The sequence below is a fragment of the Bifidobacterium tibiigranuli genome (assembly GCF_009371885.1).
Classification (GTDB): domain Bacteria; phylum Actinomycetota; class Actinomycetes; order Actinomycetales; family Bifidobacteriaceae; genus Bifidobacterium; species Bifidobacterium tibiigranuli.
Genome location: NZ_QLZA01000005.1, coordinates 73986 through 92675 on the forward strand (window position 1 = coordinate 73986; position 18690 = coordinate 92675).

Annotated in this window: 17 protein-coding genes and 1 pseudogene; 10 read left to right on the forward strand and 8 right to left on the reverse strand. The window is 61.7% G+C overall.

Annotation, left to right across the window (positions count from 1 at the left end; all coding sequences use genetic code 11):
• Nucleotides 1-50 precede the first annotated feature (50 nt).
• Both DDF78_RS05380 and DDF78_RS05385 read right to left on the reverse strand, forming a co-directional pair.
• The gene (locus tag DDF78_RS05380) at nucleotides 51-476 is read right to left on the reverse strand and encodes a hypothetical protein (RefSeq protein WP_152580778.1); all 426 of its coding nucleotides are present in this window, start codon (nucleotides 474-476) and stop codon (nucleotides 51-53) included.
• A gap of 11 nt (nucleotides 477-487) precedes the next feature.
• Complete coding sequence (locus DDF78_RS05385) at nucleotides 488-874, reverse strand: hypothetical protein (RefSeq protein ID WP_152580777.1); 387 nt, start codon at nucleotides 872-874, stop codon at nucleotides 488-490.
• A gap of 83 nt (nucleotides 875-957) precedes the next feature.
• Here DDF78_RS05385 and DDF78_RS05390 point away from each other — a divergent pair, with 83 nt between their 5' ends.
• A complete protein-coding gene (locus tag DDF78_RS05390; RefSeq protein WP_152580776.1) occupies nucleotides 958-1734 on the forward strand; it encodes a hypothetical protein in 777 nt (258 codons plus the stop codon).
• Nucleotides 1735-2037: 303 nt separating this feature from the next.
• Here DDF78_RS05390 and DDF78_RS12435 read toward each other — a convergent pair whose 3' ends face one another.
• From DDF78_RS12435 to DDF78_RS05400, 3 genes and pseudogenes are all read right to left on the reverse strand, one after another.
• On the reverse strand, nucleotides 2038-2487 hold the full coding sequence (locus DDF78_RS12435; protein WP_152580775.1) for an IS3 family transposase: 450 nt from the start codon (nucleotides 2485-2487) through the stop codon (nucleotides 2038-2040).
• 371 nt (nucleotides 2488-2858) lie between these two features.
• Nucleotides 2859-3026, reverse strand: coding sequence for a hypothetical protein (locus DDF78_RS11845; RefSeq protein ID WP_162000928.1), 168 nt, complete (start codon nucleotides 3024-3026; stop codon nucleotides 2859-2861).
• A gap of 57 nt (nucleotides 3027-3083) precedes the next feature.
• Nucleotides 3084-4037 (reverse strand): annotated as a pseudogene (locus tag DDF78_RS05400) (amino acid permease); the annotation flags it as partial.
• 187 nt (nucleotides 4038-4224) lie between these two features.
• On the opposite strand from DDF78_RS05400, the gene DDF78_RS05405 reads away from it, so the two are divergent.
• From DDF78_RS05405 to acnA, 7 genes are all read left to right on the forward strand, one after another.
• Nucleotides 4225-5085, forward strand: a complete 861-nt coding sequence (locus DDF78_RS05405) for an exodeoxyribonuclease III (protein WP_152580774.1) — start codon at nucleotides 4225-4227, stop codon at nucleotides 5083-5085.
• 197 nt (nucleotides 5086-5282) lie between these two features.
• Nucleotides 5283-6146, forward strand: a complete 864-nt coding sequence (locus tag DDF78_RS05410) for a DUF3710 domain-containing protein (protein ID WP_152580773.1) — start codon at nucleotides 5283-5285, stop codon at nucleotides 6144-6146.
• Between the two features lie 71 nt (nucleotides 6147-6217).
• Nucleotides 6218-7012, forward strand: coding sequence for a DUF3159 domain-containing protein (locus tag DDF78_RS05415; RefSeq protein WP_237564561.1), 795 nt, complete (start codon nucleotides 6218-6220; stop codon nucleotides 7010-7012).
• A 94-nt stretch (nucleotides 7013-7106) separates the two neighbouring features.
• Complete coding sequence (locus tag DDF78_RS05420) at nucleotides 7107-8507, forward strand: class I SAM-dependent RNA methyltransferase (protein ID WP_152580772.1); 1401 nt, start codon at nucleotides 7107-7109, stop codon at nucleotides 8505-8507.
• A complete protein-coding gene (locus DDF78_RS05425) occupies nucleotides 8504-9241 on the forward strand; it encodes a type 1 periplasmic-binding domain-containing protein (protein ID WP_152580771.1) in 738 nt (245 codons plus the stop codon). The genes DDF78_RS05420 and DDF78_RS05425 overlap by 4 nt, the downstream gene beginning before the upstream one ends.
• Before the next feature lie 43 nt (nucleotides 9242-9284).
• The gene (locus DDF78_RS05430) at nucleotides 9285-11918 is read left to right on the forward strand and encodes an HAD-IC family P-type ATPase (protein WP_152580770.1); all 2634 of its coding nucleotides are present in this window, start codon (nucleotides 9285-9287) and stop codon (nucleotides 11916-11918) included.
• 180 nt (nucleotides 11919-12098) lie between these two features.
• On the forward strand, nucleotides 12099-14798 hold the full coding sequence (gene acnA / locus DDF78_RS05435; RefSeq protein WP_152580769.1) for an aconitate hydratase AcnA: 2700 nt from the start codon (nucleotides 12099-12101) through the stop codon (nucleotides 14796-14798).
• Nucleotides 14799-14923: 125 nt separating this feature from the next.
• On the opposite strand, the gene DDF78_RS05440 is transcribed toward acnA, so the two are convergent.
• On the reverse strand, nucleotides 14924-15748 hold the full coding sequence (locus DDF78_RS05440) for a putative endonuclease domain-containing protein (RefSeq protein WP_152580768.1): 825 nt from the start codon (nucleotides 15746-15748) through the stop codon (nucleotides 14924-14926).
• Nucleotides 15749-15947: 199 nt separating this feature from the next.
• Nucleotides 15948-16808, reverse strand: coding sequence for a Bax inhibitor-1/YccA family protein (locus tag DDF78_RS05445; protein ID WP_152580767.1), 861 nt, complete (start codon nucleotides 16806-16808; stop codon nucleotides 15948-15950).
• A gap of 46 nt (nucleotides 16809-16854) precedes the next feature.
• On the opposite strand from DDF78_RS05445, the gene DDF78_RS12200 reads away from it, so the two are divergent.
• Together DDF78_RS12200 and DDF78_RS05450 are read left to right on the forward strand one after the other, a co-directional pair.
• Complete coding sequence (locus DDF78_RS12200; RefSeq protein WP_272869818.1) at nucleotides 16855-16986, forward strand: hypothetical protein; 132 nt, start codon at nucleotides 16855-16857, stop codon at nucleotides 16984-16986.
• 31 nt (nucleotides 16987-17017) lie between these two features.
• Nucleotides 17018-17854 (forward strand): aldo/keto reductase, encoded by an 837-nt coding sequence (locus tag DDF78_RS05450; RefSeq protein WP_152580766.1) that lies wholly within the window; start codon nucleotides 17018-17020, stop codon nucleotides 17852-17854.
• A gap of 85 nt (nucleotides 17855-17939) precedes the next feature.
• Here DDF78_RS05450 and DDF78_RS05455 read toward each other — a convergent pair whose 3' ends face one another.
• Nucleotides 17940-18683 carry a GTP pyrophosphokinase gene (locus tag DDF78_RS05455; protein ID WP_152580765.1) on the reverse strand — a complete coding sequence of 248 codons (744 nt, stop codon included), beginning with the start codon at nucleotides 18681-18683 and terminating at the stop codon, nucleotides 17940-17942.
• Between the last annotated feature and the right edge of the window lie 7 nt (nucleotides 18684-18690).

Consider the following 18690-nt stretch of genomic DNA (forward strand, 5'->3'; position numbering starts at 1 on the left):
CGCCGCTCCCGTTCGCGTCCACTTCGGCGCGTCGCTCTCAGAGGGCCGCTTCATGCCGCAGTCCCGCTCAAATCCAGCTTGTAGGCCTTATGCCCGTATATCGGTCGCCGCCACTGCTCGACGAGCCGGTAGCCGTTGGGGCTGAAGGACTCGCCGGAGCCGGGCAGGATGAACTGCCCGTCCAGGGCCTTGGCCTCGTCCCGCATGCGGTCGAAGCGCCGGGGGTTGAGCTCGCCTGCCACCGAGCGCTTGCGGGTGAAGAACGTCAGGGCGATGACCAGGCCCACGGGGCTGAGGACCAGCGGCCAGGATGACTGGGTGAACGCCATGATCGGCGCCGCCGGGACCGCCCCGGCGCCTAGGCCCGCGAGGGCGATGAGCAGGTCGGTGGATCGGAACCAGAGGTGCTGCGTGATCTTGAGCTCGTCCACCTGGTCGACCCTGTTGCCGCTGATGCGCGTGATGTCGAAGAGCATCGCGCCTCCCTTTACGAGAGGTGGACGAGGCCGCCGCCCGTGAGCTTGTCGAAGGCGAAGATCGCCAGATCGGGGATGATCGCGAAGAGCGAGGCCAGGATGGGGAGGATGGTGGCGGGCGCGAAGCACACCACGCCCAGCGAGATGCCGCAGATGATGAACATCATGCCTCCGTTGCCCTGCACCATCTGTCCGATCGTGGTCTGCGGGAAGACCTTGCGGGCCAGGATGAGGCCGACGCACACGAACACGACGATGCCGCCGATGACCATGAGCGAGGTCTTGACGGTATCGTTCGCGTTGATGACGGTATCCGCGAACTTCTTGCCCGCGCTCGCAGCCTGCTGGGTGATCGTCCCGAGATTGTAGGTAGCCAGGTTAATGGACTGACCATGCATGGGATTCTCCTTTCTTTCCGAGTCGGAGCGATTCCGGCTCAACGACCCGGTGCTATGCGCCAGCGGACGCATAGCATGCCGCCATGGCATCAAAAGCGAAGAAAAAGGAAGCGGACGTCTGGGCCGAGGCGGTGAAGAAGGAGCCGGATCCCGACAAGGAGTTCGTCAAGCTGGTCGCGGGCCGCACCCGCTGGTACCGCGGCGTGTGGATAGCCACCCTGGTCGGCATCGCGTATCTGATCATGATGACGTCCAATCTCCCGCAGCCCAAGCCCCCCATCGCCCCGGATTTCAACCCCGACGGCAAGCAGGCCGCCTACCAGCAGGTCGAGTCCTGGCTGGCGGGCACGCAGCCGCTCGGGGCGCACGCGACCATCGTAAGCTGGGATGGATCCGCGAGCGTCGACGTGAACGACGGCAAGACGCCGGTGAAGGCCATCCGGCACGCCATGACGGTGCAGGGCGACGACGGGCGATGGTGGACGGTGTACTCGACCATCGCTGCGGGCGCCCATCCGCTCGGCTCCCCCGATGCGGTGCCGCTATCCGCCCAGCTGAACGGGGACTCAGGGGCCACCTCGGCGCTCCAGTACGGCTGGGACGGGACGCTGGGGAGCTACATGCCCAGCAGCGCCGCGACCCGGCTCATCACGCAGTGGGCGAACGCGCTGTACGGCGACGACTCGGCGCTGCTCACCACGATCGTCGCGGATCCCTCTCCGGGCGCGCAATACGTCGCGCTCTCGCTCCGTGGCGCGAAGAGCGTGACAGTGGACACGGGTGCGTATCTCAACAGAGGCAAGGTGGCGCGCGACAAGCACTCGTCGTCGGTGGCGTTTTCCCCGCAGGCGCGGGGGTGATCCGCGCGGTCGAGCATCTGGTTCGAGGTCGGGTTCGTTTTCCCCGCAGGCGCGGGGGTGATCCGTAATCATGAGTCTCGTGTACGCGACCACTGACGTTTTCCCCGCAGGCGCGGGGGTGATCCGTCGTGGGAGGCGCGGACGGTGGTTTTCCCCGCAAGCGCGGGGGGTGATCTGAAGGAATCATGACAGTGAATGAACTGCGCGACGTTTTCCCCGCAAGCGCGGGAGTGACCCGGACGGCACGAGCGCCGGCACGCTCAGCTGGCAGAATGAAGTGGACTGGGTTTTGTTCCTTGTTGTTTATTGGGTGACTGGTGTCGCCTTGGTTTGATAATACCGTGCTTCCACCTCGGCTGGCGTGTGGTAGCCGGGGTGCTGGTGCAGGCGCTCGTTGTTCCACCAGGAGACCCATTGCAAGGTCGCCGTTTTCAACGCTTGCACGGTCTGGAACGGCGCGGAGCGTCTGACCGGTTCGCTTTTGCAGGCGCCGTCGGCGCTTTCGGCCAGCGCGAAGGCGCGCGAGTCGCCCACCGTGCCGGTGGACGCGAGGATTCCGGCCTCGTTCAGATGCGTGCCGTACAGGCTGCTGATGACTGGGCGCCGTGATCCGAGTGGCGGATCAGTCCCCGGGTGTCGCCGTGCCGGGCCGTCCAGGCGATCGACTGATCCAGGGCGACCAAGGCAAGCGCACGCGTGTGCCGGCTGGCCGATACCGCCCAGCCGACCGCGTGGCCGCAGGGATCTGGCCACGGCGAGCCCCTTGGATGCCCAGGGAACGCATCACGCGCAGTACCTGATCCCTGCCGATCCCATCCCAGCTTTGACCGATCAGCCGGGCATGCGTCTTCCGGTAGCCATCCATACACGGCCATGAACCGGTGCGCACGGATCAGCGCGACGTGAGCAACCCGCAATTCAACGAGGCCCCGGGCGTCCGGCAGATCGGCCCGACCCCGAACCGGACGCGATGCGCGTCGACATACGCGATTCAATCAGCGTCGTGCCGGGTCGAGCCCGTGCCTACGAAAAAGCCGACGCCGAACCCGATATCTCATTCGCGCGGCGCAGCTCGGCATTCTCCCGGCGCGGCTTCCCCAACTCCTCGGATTCTCCCGGCCCCGTCATGTTCGCAGTATCCGAGCGCTGCCGCCAACGCCGCAACGACTGGCGACACCCAGGCTCTTCGACACGCCTTCCAAGGCCTTCGTCTCCGACATGTAATTGGCGCGCGAGTCCGCCAACAACCTGACGGCCCTCTTCTTGAACTCCGCATCATATCTTCTGGCCATGATTCCATCATCTCTTCATCTAGGGAAAGCAGGAACAAAAACCAGTCAACATCAGTTTTCGTGCGCCAGCGACCACAGCATGCGGGTCGAGGCGTACAGCCCTGAGTTCGCCGCCGACAGAATCGCCGTGAGAATCACGAAGTTCAATATGTCTCCGGCGAACGGCAGACCGATGCTCTTGAAGACCAGAACGAATGGGCTTTGATCGACTCCCGCCTGCTTCCAGGGAATCAAAGTCGCCATCACCGTGATGCTGCCGATGAAGAAAATAATCAGACGCCATAGCGTCGTGTGAATCGTCTTGGGAATCGTTCTCGCCGGATCCTTGACCTCCCCGGCCGTGACCCCGATCAGCTCTGTGCCCGAAAAGGCAAAGTTCACGGTCAGCATGGTCGTGAAAACGCCTTTGAATCCGGTCGGGAACAGGCCGTCAGCGTACAGATTATGGAAGAGAGGCTGCGGGTTGTATCCCTGCACGTGGAACGCTCCGAAGATAGCCAGCAGACCAATGCCAATGAACAGCACTATTGCCAAGACCTTGATGCTGGCGAACCAGAATTCCGTTTCCGCAAAGAAACGCACAGAAAAGGCGTTGGACAGGAAAATGACGATCATGAATATCAGACTCCACATCCACGTCGGCGAATGCGGAAACCAGTTGCGCATAATCAGGCCCGCGGCAGTGAATTCCGATCCCAACGCCACCGTCCACGTGAGCCAATACAGAATCGCCACCGTGAATCCTGTGCCCGGCCCGATGAATCGATTGGCGTAGACATGGAACGAGCCGGTCTGCGGCACGGCAACCGACAGCTCGCCCAGGCAGAGCATGACCGCATACACGATAACCGCTTCGATGGCATAGGCCAGAATCGTGCCGACCGGCCCTGCCTGGTGAATCGTGTATCCGGAACTCAGAAAAAGACCTGTGCCGATCACTCCGCCCAAAGAGATCATCAACAGGTGACGAGCTTCCATTTTGCGTTGCAAGGTTCCCTGTTTGATTTCCATCTTTCCGCATCCCCCGATTGGATTATGTTATTAGCGTTATCTTGGGCCTTTGTCCTGACAAGCATTGGCGTAGCGTGTCATACGAGTGTTCCAGTTGGCGTTCCGCGGAAGCCGCATCAGTCTATATACCTATATATACAAGGGAAGCCTCTCGGCACGAGCATCCCCATGGTGTAGGGTCGGGGGCATGACCATCACCATTGCAACCTCGAATGTCAACGGCCTGCGCGCCGCGAATCGCAAGGGCGTCTCATCCTGGGTGAGCGCCACGACCCCCGACGTCTGGTGCATGCAGGAAGTGCGTGCGCCGCAGAACGAGATCGAGCCGATTTTCGACGATTTCGCCCAGCGATATGCGCAGGAGAACAAGGTACCGTCTCCCGACGCGCTCGTTCGCATGAACGAGATATGCAAGATCAAGGGGCGCGCCGGCGTGGGACTGCTCTCCGATCTGCCGGTGGTCGCACAGCGCTATGGGCTGCCGGGACTTGAGGAGGACGTGGACACCGGGCGCTGGATCGAAGCCGATATCACGACGCCGCAAGGCTACGAGATAACCGTGGCGAGCGTCTACGTGCATTCGGGCGACGCGAAGGACGAGGTCAAGATGACCCAGAAGTTCCGCTTCCTCGAGCAGATGCTCGTGCGCATGGGCGAGTTGCGCGACGAGGCGGCTCGTGGCGGCAGGCAGGCCGTGCTGTGCGGCGACTTCAACATCGCGCACACCCCGCTCGATATCAAGAACGCCAAGGCCAACCTCACGCATTCGGGCTTCATGCCCTCCGAGCGTGTCTACATCGACAAATGGCTTGACGAGTACGCTTTCGTCGATGTCATGCGTAATCTGGCTGGTGAGATTCAAGGACCATACACGTGGTGGAGCCAGCGCGGGCGCGCCTTCGACAACAACGTGGGTTGGAGGATCGACTATCAGTTCGCCACGCCGGAGCTGGCCGAGACCGCGCGCGGATTCGTCATCGACAAGGCGCCGAGCTACGAGACCCGCTGGTCCGACCATGCGCCGCTGCTCATCACCTATGACGTGTGAGCACTGCGTGGGTAGGCGCTGAGTTGGGCAAACACTGAGTTGAACAAACACTGCGCAGCAAACACTGCGTGGGCGAGCGTTGAGTAGCAAGCACTGAATGCTGAATGCAACTCAATGAACACTAGGTAAATACACACTGCATAATAAACGCCGGGTGCTAGGCTTGGGACGGTTGCAACCACTAGAAACGAGGAACCATGGGATTGTTTGGCTTCGGCAGGAAGAAGCATGACCCGCAGGCCGATGACACGGCGAAAAAAGTTGCCGCAGACGGCAACGCCAGCGATACCGATATCGATGCTGACGCCGACAACGCGCATGTATCCGCACTCGTAGATGAGCCGTCGTTCCCCGACGAGCCGAGCACCGACTACGAGGGGCGCGGCGAGGAGTACGGCCCGTGGGACACGGCCGACGAGGACGCGCCGGGCTACGACGATTACCTCGACTTGGGCGCGTTCTACCTGCCCTTCCTGCAGGATATCGAGCTGCGCATCAAGGCGAACCGCAGCAGCCAGCAAGTGCTGGGCTGCACAGTCACCTACAAATCTTCAAGCGTGGAAATCGAGGCTTTCGCGGCCCCCAAGACGATGGGTCTGTGGGACGATGTGCGCGGCGACCTGCTTTCCTCGAATGCCAAGGCGAGCGAGCAGCCCGGCGCGTTTGGCATGGAGCTGAAGCTGCCCGTATCAGTCAAAGGCGGCAAGACGGTGATCACGCGCATCGCTGGCGTTGACGGCCCGCGCTGGATGCTGCGCGGCATTTTCTCCGGCAATGCGGCGATCAACCCCGACTCCGAAGAAACCAAGACGCTTAACGAGTTCTTCGCCGATATCGTTGTCGAGCGCGGCGAGGAACCGCTCGCTCCGCGTGATCTGATACCGATGCACCCGCCTGTGGCACCCGCCGAGCGCAAGGCCGCCAAGGATCAGGAAAGCGATGACACCGAGTCCGACAGCAACGAGATTCCCAAGCGCCCCAAGGGGCCGTTCGATTCGGATCAGCAGACCGAGGTGAAGACCACGCTCGCGCGCGGCCCGATGTTCTCCGAAGTTCGATAGGCGCGGCAGCAGTATAACGAGCACGACGCGTGGGCAGGCACGGCTAAGAGAAGAGAAAGCGCGGCACAGGCATGAGTCCGTTGAATGCTGACGAACGCAGCACCACCCGAACCGGCATGGCGGCTTTGGCGCATGCCGATGCCAGCGATGATTTTTCGGTCATCGGGGCGATTGGAGGACCGCGCGGCATTGTCGAATCGATGCTGCCCGGCGTCGTTTTCGTCGTGCTCTTCATCGTCACCAAGGATGTGCGGCTGACCGTGATCGTGTCCGCCGTTGTGGCGCTTGTTCAGGTCGCCGTCCGGCTGCTGCAACGGCAGTCGGTTATGGGTGCGCTGAGCGGCGTGGCCGCAGTTGCTATTTGCTTGGTCTGGGCGTGGAAAAGCAACGAGGCGCGCGACTACTATATGTTCGGCTTCCTGACGAACGCCGCGTATATTGTGCTGCTGCTCATTTCGCTTGCCGTGCGAGTGCCGGGGCTGGGCCTGATGGTCGAATTCATTCGCACGCTGCCCACGGAGCATTTCCGCGCATGGCTTGACGGCTGGCGCTCGGACCGCAAACTCCGCCGCGCCTACACGACCATCACCGTGCTGTGGATAGGCCTGTTCGCTTTGCGACTGCTCGTGCAGGTGCCGTTGTACGTCACGAATCATGTGACGCTGCTCGGCACGGCTAGACTGCTGATGGGCATACCGTTCTGGGCGCTGGCCATCTGGGTGTCGTACCTCATCGTCGCCACGCCGCTGCACCATCACAAAGTTATGGAACGCGAACGGGCTGGTCGCGAAGCGTACAGTTCGGCGCATAACGAGTTCTATGAAGACGCGCAGGAACAGCAGGAACAAGAGTCCGGCAACGACTGAGTAGCCAGCGTATGGCCGGCGCATAATTACATAACCGCATAGTCACATAATTGCGTAAGCATATAACACAGAGCAACAGAAGTAGGAGTCTTTCATGCAGATCACGGTACGCATCGAGCGCTACGCCGACCAAGGCCGTTGTGTGGCCCATAGCGATGGCCGGGTGGTTTTCGTGCGCTTCGCATTGCCGGGCGAGCTGGTGCGTATCGAGCTTGATGAGCCGCATGAGCGCAAGGATCGCTTCTGGACCGGCGAAGTCGTCGAAGTGCTCGAAGCGAGCGAATTGCGTGTGCCTCCTGCGTGGCCGTTGGCAGGGCCGCTGGCTGACGGCGGCGGCGTGGGCGGGGCCGATCTCGTCCATGTCTCGCTGCCGGGGCAGCTGGCATGGAAATCCGCGACGGTTACCGAGCAGATGCGCAGGCTCGGCCATGTCGAGATTCCCGATGTGCCGGTCGAACGCATCGCCGGCGACGAGGAGATGCAGGGACTGCATTGGCGCACACGCATCGAGCTGATTGCCGACGAGCAGGGCCGGCCTTCGATGCGACGACGAGGCAGCCATCAGCGCGTGCCGATCGACACGATGCCGCTGGCGTCGCAGGCGCTGCTCGCCGTGGCGCAGGAGCATGGCATCTGGGACGGCGGGCTGGAACCCGACGCGCATGTGCGCATCGCGGTTCCCGAGCCGCGTGACATCGACACGGCTGCAGACGGCACTGCATTACACAACACTGCGGCAGATAGCACGGCGGTAAATAACACTGCGATACAAAGCACAGCCGCAGACAACGCCGACGTTGCCAACGATTCCGCGCTGCGCTCGGCTGTAGGGGAGAACTACGCCATCCTGGTCGACGGCAAGCTCGCCGCCGGCTCCGATCAGCTGCGCGAAACGACCACGGTTGGCGCACGCACCTTCCATTATCGGGTCAGCAGCGCAGGATTCTGGCAGATGCACCGCCGTGCGCCGCTCGTACTGCCGCAGCATGTGATGACGTTGGTCGACCGCGTGCTGCAGGGGCGCAGATCACCGGTGATCTGGGACTTGTATTCAGGGTCGGGCCTGTTCACGCTGCCGCTGGCCGTCCACGTGCCCGATACCCGGATGCTCAGCGTCGAAGGTGCTGCGCAGCCAGTCGAAAACGCGCGCAGAAATCTGGGCGATATGGGCATCCACGCCGAGCAGGTCAAGGCGCTGGCCGGCGATGTGAGCGCCGTGCTGCGTCATGTGTCCAAAAGCCTGGCGCATCCCGACGTGGTCGTGCTCGACCCGCCCCGGGCCGGCGCGCGCAAGGAGGCGTGCCGCCAGATTGCCGCCGCGCACCCCGCAGGAATCGTCTACATTGCCTGCGACCCGGCTTCATTGGCCCGCGACACTGCCGCTTTGACGTCGCAAGGGTACAGGCTCGCCGACATTCATGCCTTCGACATCTACCCGATGACCCATCATGTGGAGACCGTCGCGCTCTTCACACGCAAAGACTTTGCACGATGAGCATTCGCAGCATGGTTCGGCGGTTAGGCGCTGGTGACGTGAAAAGCGGTTCCCGCCGACACGTCGCTGCGCGCATAACCGGCATGCTGGCATCGTTGTGCGGTGCCGCCCTGTTGCTGAGTGCCTGCTCGCCGCGCAATGCCGCCGTGGGCGATACTGCCGGGCATAGCGGCGATGGGACTGTCGTCGTTCATGACAGCATCGACAAGGGCGATGTGAGCGTGGGGCTTATCGGCTCGGATGATGCTGCGCTCGACCGCACGGTGCTTGCAGCGCTGTCCGGCTCGGGCCTGAACGTCTCGTATGTGTCGACAAGCCAGGTTCGCAATCCGCTTGACGCCGCTCAGCAGGGCGCGAAGGACTTGGCTGCACAGCCGGTCAGCGTGATACTCATCACGCGCATCGATGCCGATACAGCCGCAGATGCTCATAGCTGGGATGAGGCGCTTGGCGCCGTTCGCAATGCGGGCATTCCGGTGGCGCTGATCAACCCGCGCACGCCGCCGCGCGATGCTACGCTGTGCGCGGCGCAGCTCAACACTGCAGGAGATATTGGTGAGGGCACGGCTAAGAACAATCATGAGAACGATCATGACGACAAGTCGAAAACCGCGCCAATCAAAACCGTGCCAATCGCTCAGGCCGTAATGGCGTTGGTCAACGACGTGCCGCATGGGCGTATGATAACCGTCAATACCGCAGCGCAGACCACAGCAAACACTGTCGGGCAGTAGGCGGGCAGTGGAAAGGGCAACTATGCACGATACCATGGAAACCATGGGCACAGAGTCGGCAGGCGGAGAGTCTGCGAGCGACGCCGTCAACACGATGCCGCAGGTCGAGGAGAGCGGCCTGGGCGAGCGGGAGATTCATGAGCGCGTGGAGCGCGGGCAGACGAATCTGGTCGACAATCCGACCTCGCACTCGCTGGCGCAGATCATCCGCTCCAACGTCTTTACGCTGTTCAATGGTATTATCTTCGTCGCGATGCTCATGGTGATGGTCACCGGCTCATGGCGCGATTCGATCTTCGGACTCATTATCATCGTCAACACCGGCATCGGCATCGTCACCGAGCTGAAGGCAAAGCACACGCTGGACAAGCTTTCGATTCTGGTCGCATCCCACCCGCTTGTGCGGCGGGCTGGACGCAATGTCGAAATCGATCATGATGATATCGTGCTCGATGATCTGCTGTGGATCCGCTCCGGCGAGCAGGTGCCTGCCGACGCCGAAATCCTGCACAGCTGGGGTCTTGAGCTTGATGAATCGATGCTCACAGGGGAGTCGAACACGGTGCGCAAGCAGCCTGGCGACAGCGCCTATTCGGGGTCGAACGCGGTCTCCGGGCTGGCGCTGGCACAGGTCAGTGCCGTGGGCAAGCATGGCTACGCCGCGAAGCTGACGGCTCAGGCGAAGGTCTACACCACGACCGTGTCCGATCTGAATCGCGGCATCAACAAGATCCTTGAGGTGCTCACGTTCCTGGTGGTGCCGCTGTGCGCGCTGCTCATCTGGTCGCAGGTACATGCGGTCGGCGGCTGGTCGGCGGCGGTTTCTGGCGGCCAATGGCGTCAGGCCGTCGTCTCCGCGGTGGCCGGTGTAGTCGGCATGATCCCGGAAGGTCTGGTGCTGCTCACATCGTTGAACTTCGCCATCGCTGCGATGCGGCTCGCTCGCAAGAACACCTTGGTGCAGGAGCTCGAGGCCGTGGAGACGCTCGCGCGGGTCGACTGCCTGAATCTTGACAAGACCGGCACCATCACCGATGGCGGCATCGAATTCAAGACGCTGCTGCCTGTGGATTCGCTGCCTGCGGATGGGGTCGGTGCCGAGGCTGGCGTTGGAAGCGGTGATGATGCTGATGATGCCTCCGACGCCAGGGGCCGGGTTCCCCGTGAAGTGACGCAGGCCCTGTTCGATCTGGCCAACGAGGAAAACCCCAATGGCACCGGCCGGGCCGTGCTGGAAGCGCTGTCTGCGCAAGGCTATGTGGCGGGGCAGGTCGACGCGCGCATGCCGTTCTCCTCGGCAAGGAAATGGAGCGCCATCGCGCGCAAGGGCGATGGCGTCTGGTATTTCGGCGCTCCCGAAGTGCTGCTCTCAGCGCCTGCACAAATTAGTGGGACGGCACAGATCAGTGGGACGGCACCGGTCGACGAGACTCGCTTCGCCGCGCTTTCCGCCGCAGTTGCCCAATACGCGAACCACGGCAACCGTGTACTGCTTATCGCCCATCGAGCGGGCGATATCCCCGCCGATTTCGACTCTGAGCCGCGCTTGGATTCTCATGCGCTCCCGGTTGCATTAGCGCTCTGCGCCGAGCGTGTGCGCGACGATGCCGCCGATACCCTGCTGTGGTTCCGCGAGCAGGGGGTGCGCTGCCGTGTGATCTCCGGCGACAATCCGGCCACCGTAGGTGCCATCGCAACCCAAGTGCGTCTATGCGGCGACAAACCCGTACGCACGATGGACGCGCGTGAGCTGCCAGAAGACATAGCCGAGCTCGCCCAAATACTCGACAATGTCGATGTACTCGGTCGCGTCATGCCCGAGCAGAAGAAGGCCATCGTTCAAGCTCTGCATCGAGATGATCATGTGGTCGCCATGACCGGCGACGGCGTCAACGACACGCTGGCGATCAAGGAAGCCGATCTGGGCATCGCCATGGGCAACGCCGCGCCGGCCACCAAGGCCGTGGCACAGGTCGTGCTGGTCGACTCGAAGTTCTCCCATCTGCCCGATGTCGTGGCGCGTGGCCGGCAGGTCATGGCCAATATGGAGCGCGTCGCCTCGCTGTTCCTCGTCAAGACGGCCTACTCCATCATCATTTCCCTGGGCGTCGTGCTCACAGGGATTCTTTTCCCGTATCTGCCTCGGCATATCACCTATATCGGCGCGCTGACCATCGGCATACCGGCCTTCGTACTCGCGCTGGCACCGAATACGCGCCGGTATATCCCGGGCTTCCTGCGGCGCGTCATCACCTTCTCGCTGCCCAGCGGCATCGCCATCGGGGTAAGCGTGCTGCTGAGCTCGTGGTTCCTGCCCGAGATCATGCAGTGGGACATGCATGTGAAGTTCAATCAGCGCTCGCTGTTCACCATCAATGCCATTATCGTGTTCGCTCTGGGCATCGTGGTGTTGGCGCAGGTCGCGCGCCCCCTGCTGTCTTGGCGTGGCGCCCTTGTCGCATTGTTCGCGGCGGCTGGCGTCATAGGCGCCTTCATTCCCTTTGTCGCAAGCTTTTTCGCGCTGCAACTGCCCTCTGGAGGCTCGCTTGTGGCCACGCTGGCGGCGCTCGCCATAGGGCTGCTGATTCTGGCGACATGCCAGCTCATAGCTAATCTCGTGCGGCGAAATATGCCCGGAGTACGATTGCCGCATGACAGGCGGATGAGCCGGAGCTGAATTCTCTCCTATACTTACTTTATGAGGCGGGGATTCAAGCTCCTAAGCCTTCGCCGACCGGCATGCGCCCGTATGCCTGCTGCGCTGTGTTGCCGTGCTGTTTGACGGAATGCAGCTGCAGAAGTCAGGTCGCGCGTGCCTGGGAACGAGACGATTCGAGCCCCAACGTTCGGAGGAACCATGTCTGTACGAGACAAGCAGCTGTCCACGCTTAGCGTGAACGGCAAGGAATTCGACTACTATCGCATCGATGATCTGCCAGGCGTGGATCACTTGCCGTATTCCCTGAAAGTGCTGGTCGAGAACCTTGTACGCAACATCGACGGCGCCAATATCACCGACGAGCATGTGAAGGCGCTGCTCGACTGGGATCCGGATGCTCAGCCGAGCCACGAGATCCAGTTCACGCCTTCGCGCGTGGTGATGCAGGACTTCACCGGCGTGCCGTGCATCGTCGATCTGGCAACGATGCGCGATGCGGTCAGCGAACTGGGCGGCGACCCTGAAGTGATCAACCCGCAGGTGCCAGCTGATATGGTGATCGACCATTCGGTGCAGATCGACACCTATGGCGTGTCGGACGCGGTCGAGCGCAATATGGACATCGAATACCAGCGCAACGGCGAGCGCTACCAGTTCCTGCGCTGGGGGCAGCAGGCACTGAACAACTTCCGCGTGGTGCCGCCGGGAACCGGCATCATCCACCAGGTCAACATCGAGTACCTGGCCAAGGTCATCATGAGCAAGGCAGGGGAGCGCGGGCGGCAGCTGGCTTACCTCGATTCCTGCGTGGGCACCGACTCGCATACCACTATGGTCAACGGTCTGGGCGTGCTGGGCTGGGGCGTCGGCGGCATCGAAGCCGAGGCGGCCATGCTCGGCCAGCCGATTTCGATGCTCGTGCCGCGCGTCGTGGGCTTCAAGCTGACCGGCTCGATTCCCGAGGGCGTCACCGCCACCGATGTCGTGCTCACCATAACCGACATGCTGCGCCAGCACGGCGTGGTCGGCAAGTTCGTGGAGTTCTATGGCGACGGCGTGGCCTCGGTGCCGCTGGCCAACCGCGCCACCATCGGCAATATGAGTCCGGAATTCGGCTCGACCTGCGGCATCTTCCCGATTGACGACGTGACGCTTGACTACCTGCGCCTGACCGGCCGCAGCGAGGATCAGGTCGCGCTCGTCGAGGCCTACGCCAAGGCCAACAAGCTCTGGGGTGACACCAAAGCGCCCGGGTACGTGGAGCCGAAGTACTCGGAGTACCTCACGCTCGATCTGGGCACCGTCGTGCCCTCGATCGCCGGGCCGAAGCGCCCGCAGGACCGCATTCGGCTGTCTGAGTCCAAGGACTCCTTCGCCGCGACACTGCCCGATTACGAGACTGACAAGACCGCGCAGCAGCCGGTGCCGGTCAGCACGGATTTCCGTGGCGACTTCGACGTGGCCAATGGCGATGTGGCCATCGCCTCGATCACCAGCTGCACGAACACCTCGAACCCCTCGGTGATGATCGCTGCAGGGTTGCTGGCGCGCAATGCGCATGCCAAGGGCCTCAATCCCAAGCCGTGGGTCAAGACCTCGCTGGCCCCCGGCTCGCAGGTGGTCGCGGACTATCTGGAAAAGGCCGGCTTGCAGAGCGATCTCGATGCACTGGGCTACCAGCTGGTCGGCTTCGGCTGCGCCACCTGCATCGGCAACTCCGGGCCGCTGCTGCCGGAGATATCCTCGGCCATCAACGAGAATGATCTGACCGTCACCGCCGTATTGTCTGGCAACCGCAACTTCGAAGGGCGCATCAGCCCCGACGTCAAGATGAATTATCTCGCCTCGCCGCCGCTGGTTATCGCGTATGCGCTCGCGGGCACCATGAGCTTCGACTTCGCCAGCCAGCCGCTGGGGCAGGACAGCAAGGGCGAGGACGTCTTCTTGGACGACATCTGGCCGTCCAACGCCGAGGTCCAGCAGGTCGTGGACGAGACGGTGTCGCGTGAGATGTTCGTCGAGGATTATCAGTCGGTATTCGACGGCGATGAGCGCTGGAAGAGCCTCGATGTGCCCGAGGGCGAGCGCTTCGCGTGGAACCCGGATTCCACGTATGTGCGCCGCCAGACCTTCTTCGACGGCATGCGCCACGAGCCCGAACCGGTGCAGGATATCCACGGCGCGCGCACGCTGGCGCTGCTCGGCGATTCGGTCACGACCGACCATATCTCGCCCGCCGGCGCGTTCAAATCCTCGAGCCCGGCCGGGCAGTACCTGATCGAGCACGGCGTGAACCAGAAGGATTTCAATTCCTACGGTTCGCGGCGCGGCAACCACGAGATCATGGTGCGCGGTACCTTCGGCAACATCCGCCTGCGCAACCAGCTGCTGGCCTCGGTCGGCAAGGAGGTCACGCCAGGCGGCTTCACCTATGATTTCCTCTCGCAGGAGCCGACGACGATTTTCGACGCCGCGATGCACTACCGCAAGGAGGGCATTCCGCTCGTGGTGCTGGCTGGCAAGGAATACGGCACCGGCTCGTCGCGCGACTGGGCGGCCAAGGGCACGGCGATGCTCGGAGTCAAGGCCGTCATCACCCGCAGCTTTGAGCGTATCCACCGCTCGAACCTGATCGGCATGGGCGTGCTGCCCCTGCAGTTCCCCGAAGGCGAATCGATCGAGTCCCTGGGACTTGACGGCACCGAGACCTTCGACATCTCGGGCATCGAGGCGCTCAACAACGGCGCCATCCCCAAGACCGTCGTAGTCAGTGCCACCAAGTCCGACGGCAGCGTCGTGGCATTCGACGCGACCGTGCGCATCGACACCCCCGGCGAGGCGGACTATTACCGCAATGGAGGCATCCTTCAGTACGTGTTGAGGAATCTCATGGAGTAGTGCGCACTACTCCATCGCGCAATCCTATAGTGCGCACGAATCGAACATTGGCGAATTGTCGCAATCATTGGAAATTCGCCCCAAAGGCCTTAATTAGCCTTTGTCAAATGTTCGATTCGTGCGCACTACAGCTGCATCCCGGCGAGTAGTGCGTGCCTTCTGCGATTGACAATCTCTACAATCGACTTCACGAACCTATTTCGAGTCTCCTCGGTTCTGAGGTCGGCTGCAGTCGCCTGGATGATGATCCATCCCATGGCGATGAGCTCGTTCATGCGCGTTGCGTCGCTACGCATCTGTGCCGGATCGCTGTGATACGCCCCCTGATATTCGATACCTACTTTTACGTCCGGAATTGCGATATCAATGAAGCGCCACCGCCTATCTCGGGTTTGCACGGGATGATTCGTCGTAATATTCGCAATTCCGTACAGAAGCATATGCACCTGTACCTCCGGCGGGGAATCGGTATTCTCGACAAGATAGGGAATGACTCGCATGCATCGAGCTCTGCCAGTGAAGCGTGGGTTGGCTGTAACGTAGCCGACGAGTTCGGATTTCGTTGCCGCCTTGAGCACCTTGTCACGGCACAATAAGGCCGAGCCCACTATAGCCAGCGATTCGTCATCGATATAATGCGATATCTGCGCCCAGGCCATCGCTGGCGAGGCAAGCAGGAATTGGCATCCAGACATGCGGCGGACATCTTGGGATGACGGCCACATGTGGGGCTTGACCCCTCGCAGCCGGGGTCGAGATGTGCGATGCGGAGATGACACATGAATCAACTCACTCGACAATGTACAGCCAGATGCTTCGACGCCCCAATAATGAAGCGCGTTGACATAGCCGACGATAAGAGGTCTGCGTGTGCGCCGTGCTGCCTCATTGCAGCGTTGATGTTCGCCTGACCTCAGCGCCATTGCCTGTTCTCGCATGAAAGATACCATGCGCCCAGTGTAGAGATGTAATGTGCAGGCAGTCCAGCGGGAACGGGGTATGTGGTCGAAGGCTTTGCGTAGTGCACACTACGCGATTGGGCAAAGCCATAGTGCGCACGAATCGAACGTTGGCGGACTATATAATCATTCGAATCCTGCCAAATGTGCGCACTACGCAATCATGCAATCGCGTAGTGCGCATAGTCCCCTAGTTCCTACCCCCGAAGAGGCGCAGCAGGTAGAGGAACATGTTGACGAAGTCGAGGTAGAGGCTCAGCGCGCAGACGATTGAAAGGCGCTTGATCATGTCGGGGTTCGTCGCGTACTGGGCGAAGAGCGCGCGGGTGCGCTGTGCGTCGTAGGCCGTCATGCCGGCGAAGATCAGCACGCCGACGGCGGAGATCACCATGATAGTGGTGTCCGAGGGCATGAGGAACATGAGGATTACCTGGCTCACGATGAGCACAAGCAGCGCGACCATGAGAATCGGGCCGGCCTTGAGCATGTTGACCTTCGTGGTCAGGGAGAGCATCGTCAGCGCCACAAAGAAGCCTGCGCTGATGACCAGCGCTATGCCGATGGAACCGAGATCGTAGACCATGAAGATCGAGCTGAGCGTGAAGCCCATCAGCGCAGCATAGACGTAGAACATCGCGTACGCGGTGCTGGTTTTCATCTTCATGATGCGGGCGCCGAGCGTTATGGCCAGCACGACCTGCACGATGGCGAGTCCGATCCAGCCGAACATGCCCGTCGCGACGAGAAAGGCGTTGAGCGCCCCGGTCATCTGCGTGAGGACCGCTACGGCAGCGGTGACCAGCAGGGCGAGCGTCATCTGCCCATAAGCATTAGCGATCGAGACGCGCTGTGCACGCTCATAGGAGTATGTGGCCTGCGCGTCAATCGGAGCCTGGCCGGCCTGCGCGGCAGCGTAGGCGTACGGCGTTCCGTCGGGATTCTGCCCGGCCGGCATCTGATAGACGGGCTGCCCGTTCTGGGGCTGCTGCTGGCCGTATTGCGGCTGATTGAATTGACTGTTATTGTCCTGCGGTTGTCTGCCGAACGTCATGGTTACTCCTTGGTTCGCGTACCTTTCCATCCTAGAGTAGACGGATGTGCTGAATGTTAGCTCGGAGCGCAGCGATGCGCTTGGCTGCCCGATTACGATGGGAGCTATGGCCGAACAGGTCAGTGCAGCGCAGTACGACACGGCGAAAGTCGGCCAGTCGGACGACGAACATGGCTGATGCCGAATTCACATTACTGAATCGAGGAAGCATGACAAGCGATATCAAGAACCCGACCATCACACTGAATAATGGCGTAACCATACCGCAGCTGGGGCTGGGCGTATTCCAGACGAAAAGCGGCAAGGAGACCACCGACGCAGTGCGCGAGGCTTTGCAGGCCGGATACCGGCACATCGACACCGCCGCAGCCTACGGCAACGAGGAATCAGTAGGCGAGGGCCTGCGGCAGTCGGGACTCAAGCGGCATGACGTGTTCATCACGACGAAACTGTGGAATGACGACGCGCGCGCCGGCATAGCCAAAGAGGCGTTCTACCGGAGCATGGAGAAGCTCGGCACGGAGTACATCGACCTGTATCTGATCCACTGGCCGGTCGACGGCTGGGAGCAGGCGTGGGAGACCATGGCCGAGCTGTACGCCGAGCGGCGCGTACGGGCGATTGGCGTGAGCAACTTCCAGCCGCATCACCTTAAGTCGCTGCTGTCGATCAGCGATACCAAGCCGGCGGTCGATCAAGTCGAGTCCTCGCCGCAGTTCGCCAACCAAGATGTCATCGACTTCACACATGCCAACGGCATCAACGTGGAGGCGTATAGCCCGCTGGGCGGCACCGGCGGCACGCTGCTGTCCAATCCCGCGCTCGCCTCGATTGCCGAGCGTTATGGCAAGTCTCCGGCGCAAGTGGTGATTCGCTGGCACTTGCAGCGCGGCCTGATCGTCATTCCGAAATCGACGCACGCGGAGCGCATCCGCCAGAACTTCGACGTTTTCGATTTCCAGCTGACCGGAGACGATATGAAGGCCATCGGCGCGTTGAACACTGATACGCGCACCGGTGCCGACCCCGACAACTTCAACTTCTGACGCTGGCTGAGATCGGCTGACGCTGACGCGGGTTGGCGCTGACTGACGCTGACACACCTACGGCTACCGCATTCGTGCGCGTGCCCTACCCCTTGTCCTGCGCCCTGCGGCGCGGCGCCTCATCGCCTTGGGGCGCTCCGTTGATGTCGCGATGAATGTTCTGCATCTGCGCCTCGACGTTCTGCAGGCTGCGCGCGCAGTCGAGCAGGGTCTGCGAATGCTCGCTCAGCCTAGCGTCGGGCAGGTCGGTCTTATAGCGCAGCGCGTGTTCCAAGCTGGCCCAGTAGTCCATCGCGATGGTGCGGAACTGCACTTCGACCGGCGTGTAGTGCGCCCCGGAGGAGAGGAACACCGGCACTGCGTAGATCACGTGCAGGCTGCGGTAGCCGTTCTGCTTCGGATTCTTGATGTAGTCCTTGACCCGCAGCACCTGAATGTCGGATTGCGCCGAAAGATAGTTCGACACCGAGTACACGTCGTCGCGATAGTTGCAGATGACCCGGATGCCGGCCACGTCGAAAAGATTGTCCTTGATGGACTGGGTGGTCGGCGGCAGCTCCTTGCGCCTGAGCTTCTCCAGAATCGAATCGACGGATTTGAGCCGGCGCTCCAAATGATGAATCGGATTGTGCTCGAAGCGCACTTGGAACTCGCTGTCGAGCACATCCAGCTTCGTGCTGATCTCGTACATCGCCCCCTCGTACACCTGCATGAGATCCACGAATTCGGTGATCTCGCTACCGTTGAACGACGTCCTGTTGGCGTTTGCCGCTTCGAGCCTCGCCTGCATTTCGGCGGTGTTGATGCGGTCATGACGGTCTAATATCACGGTTCCC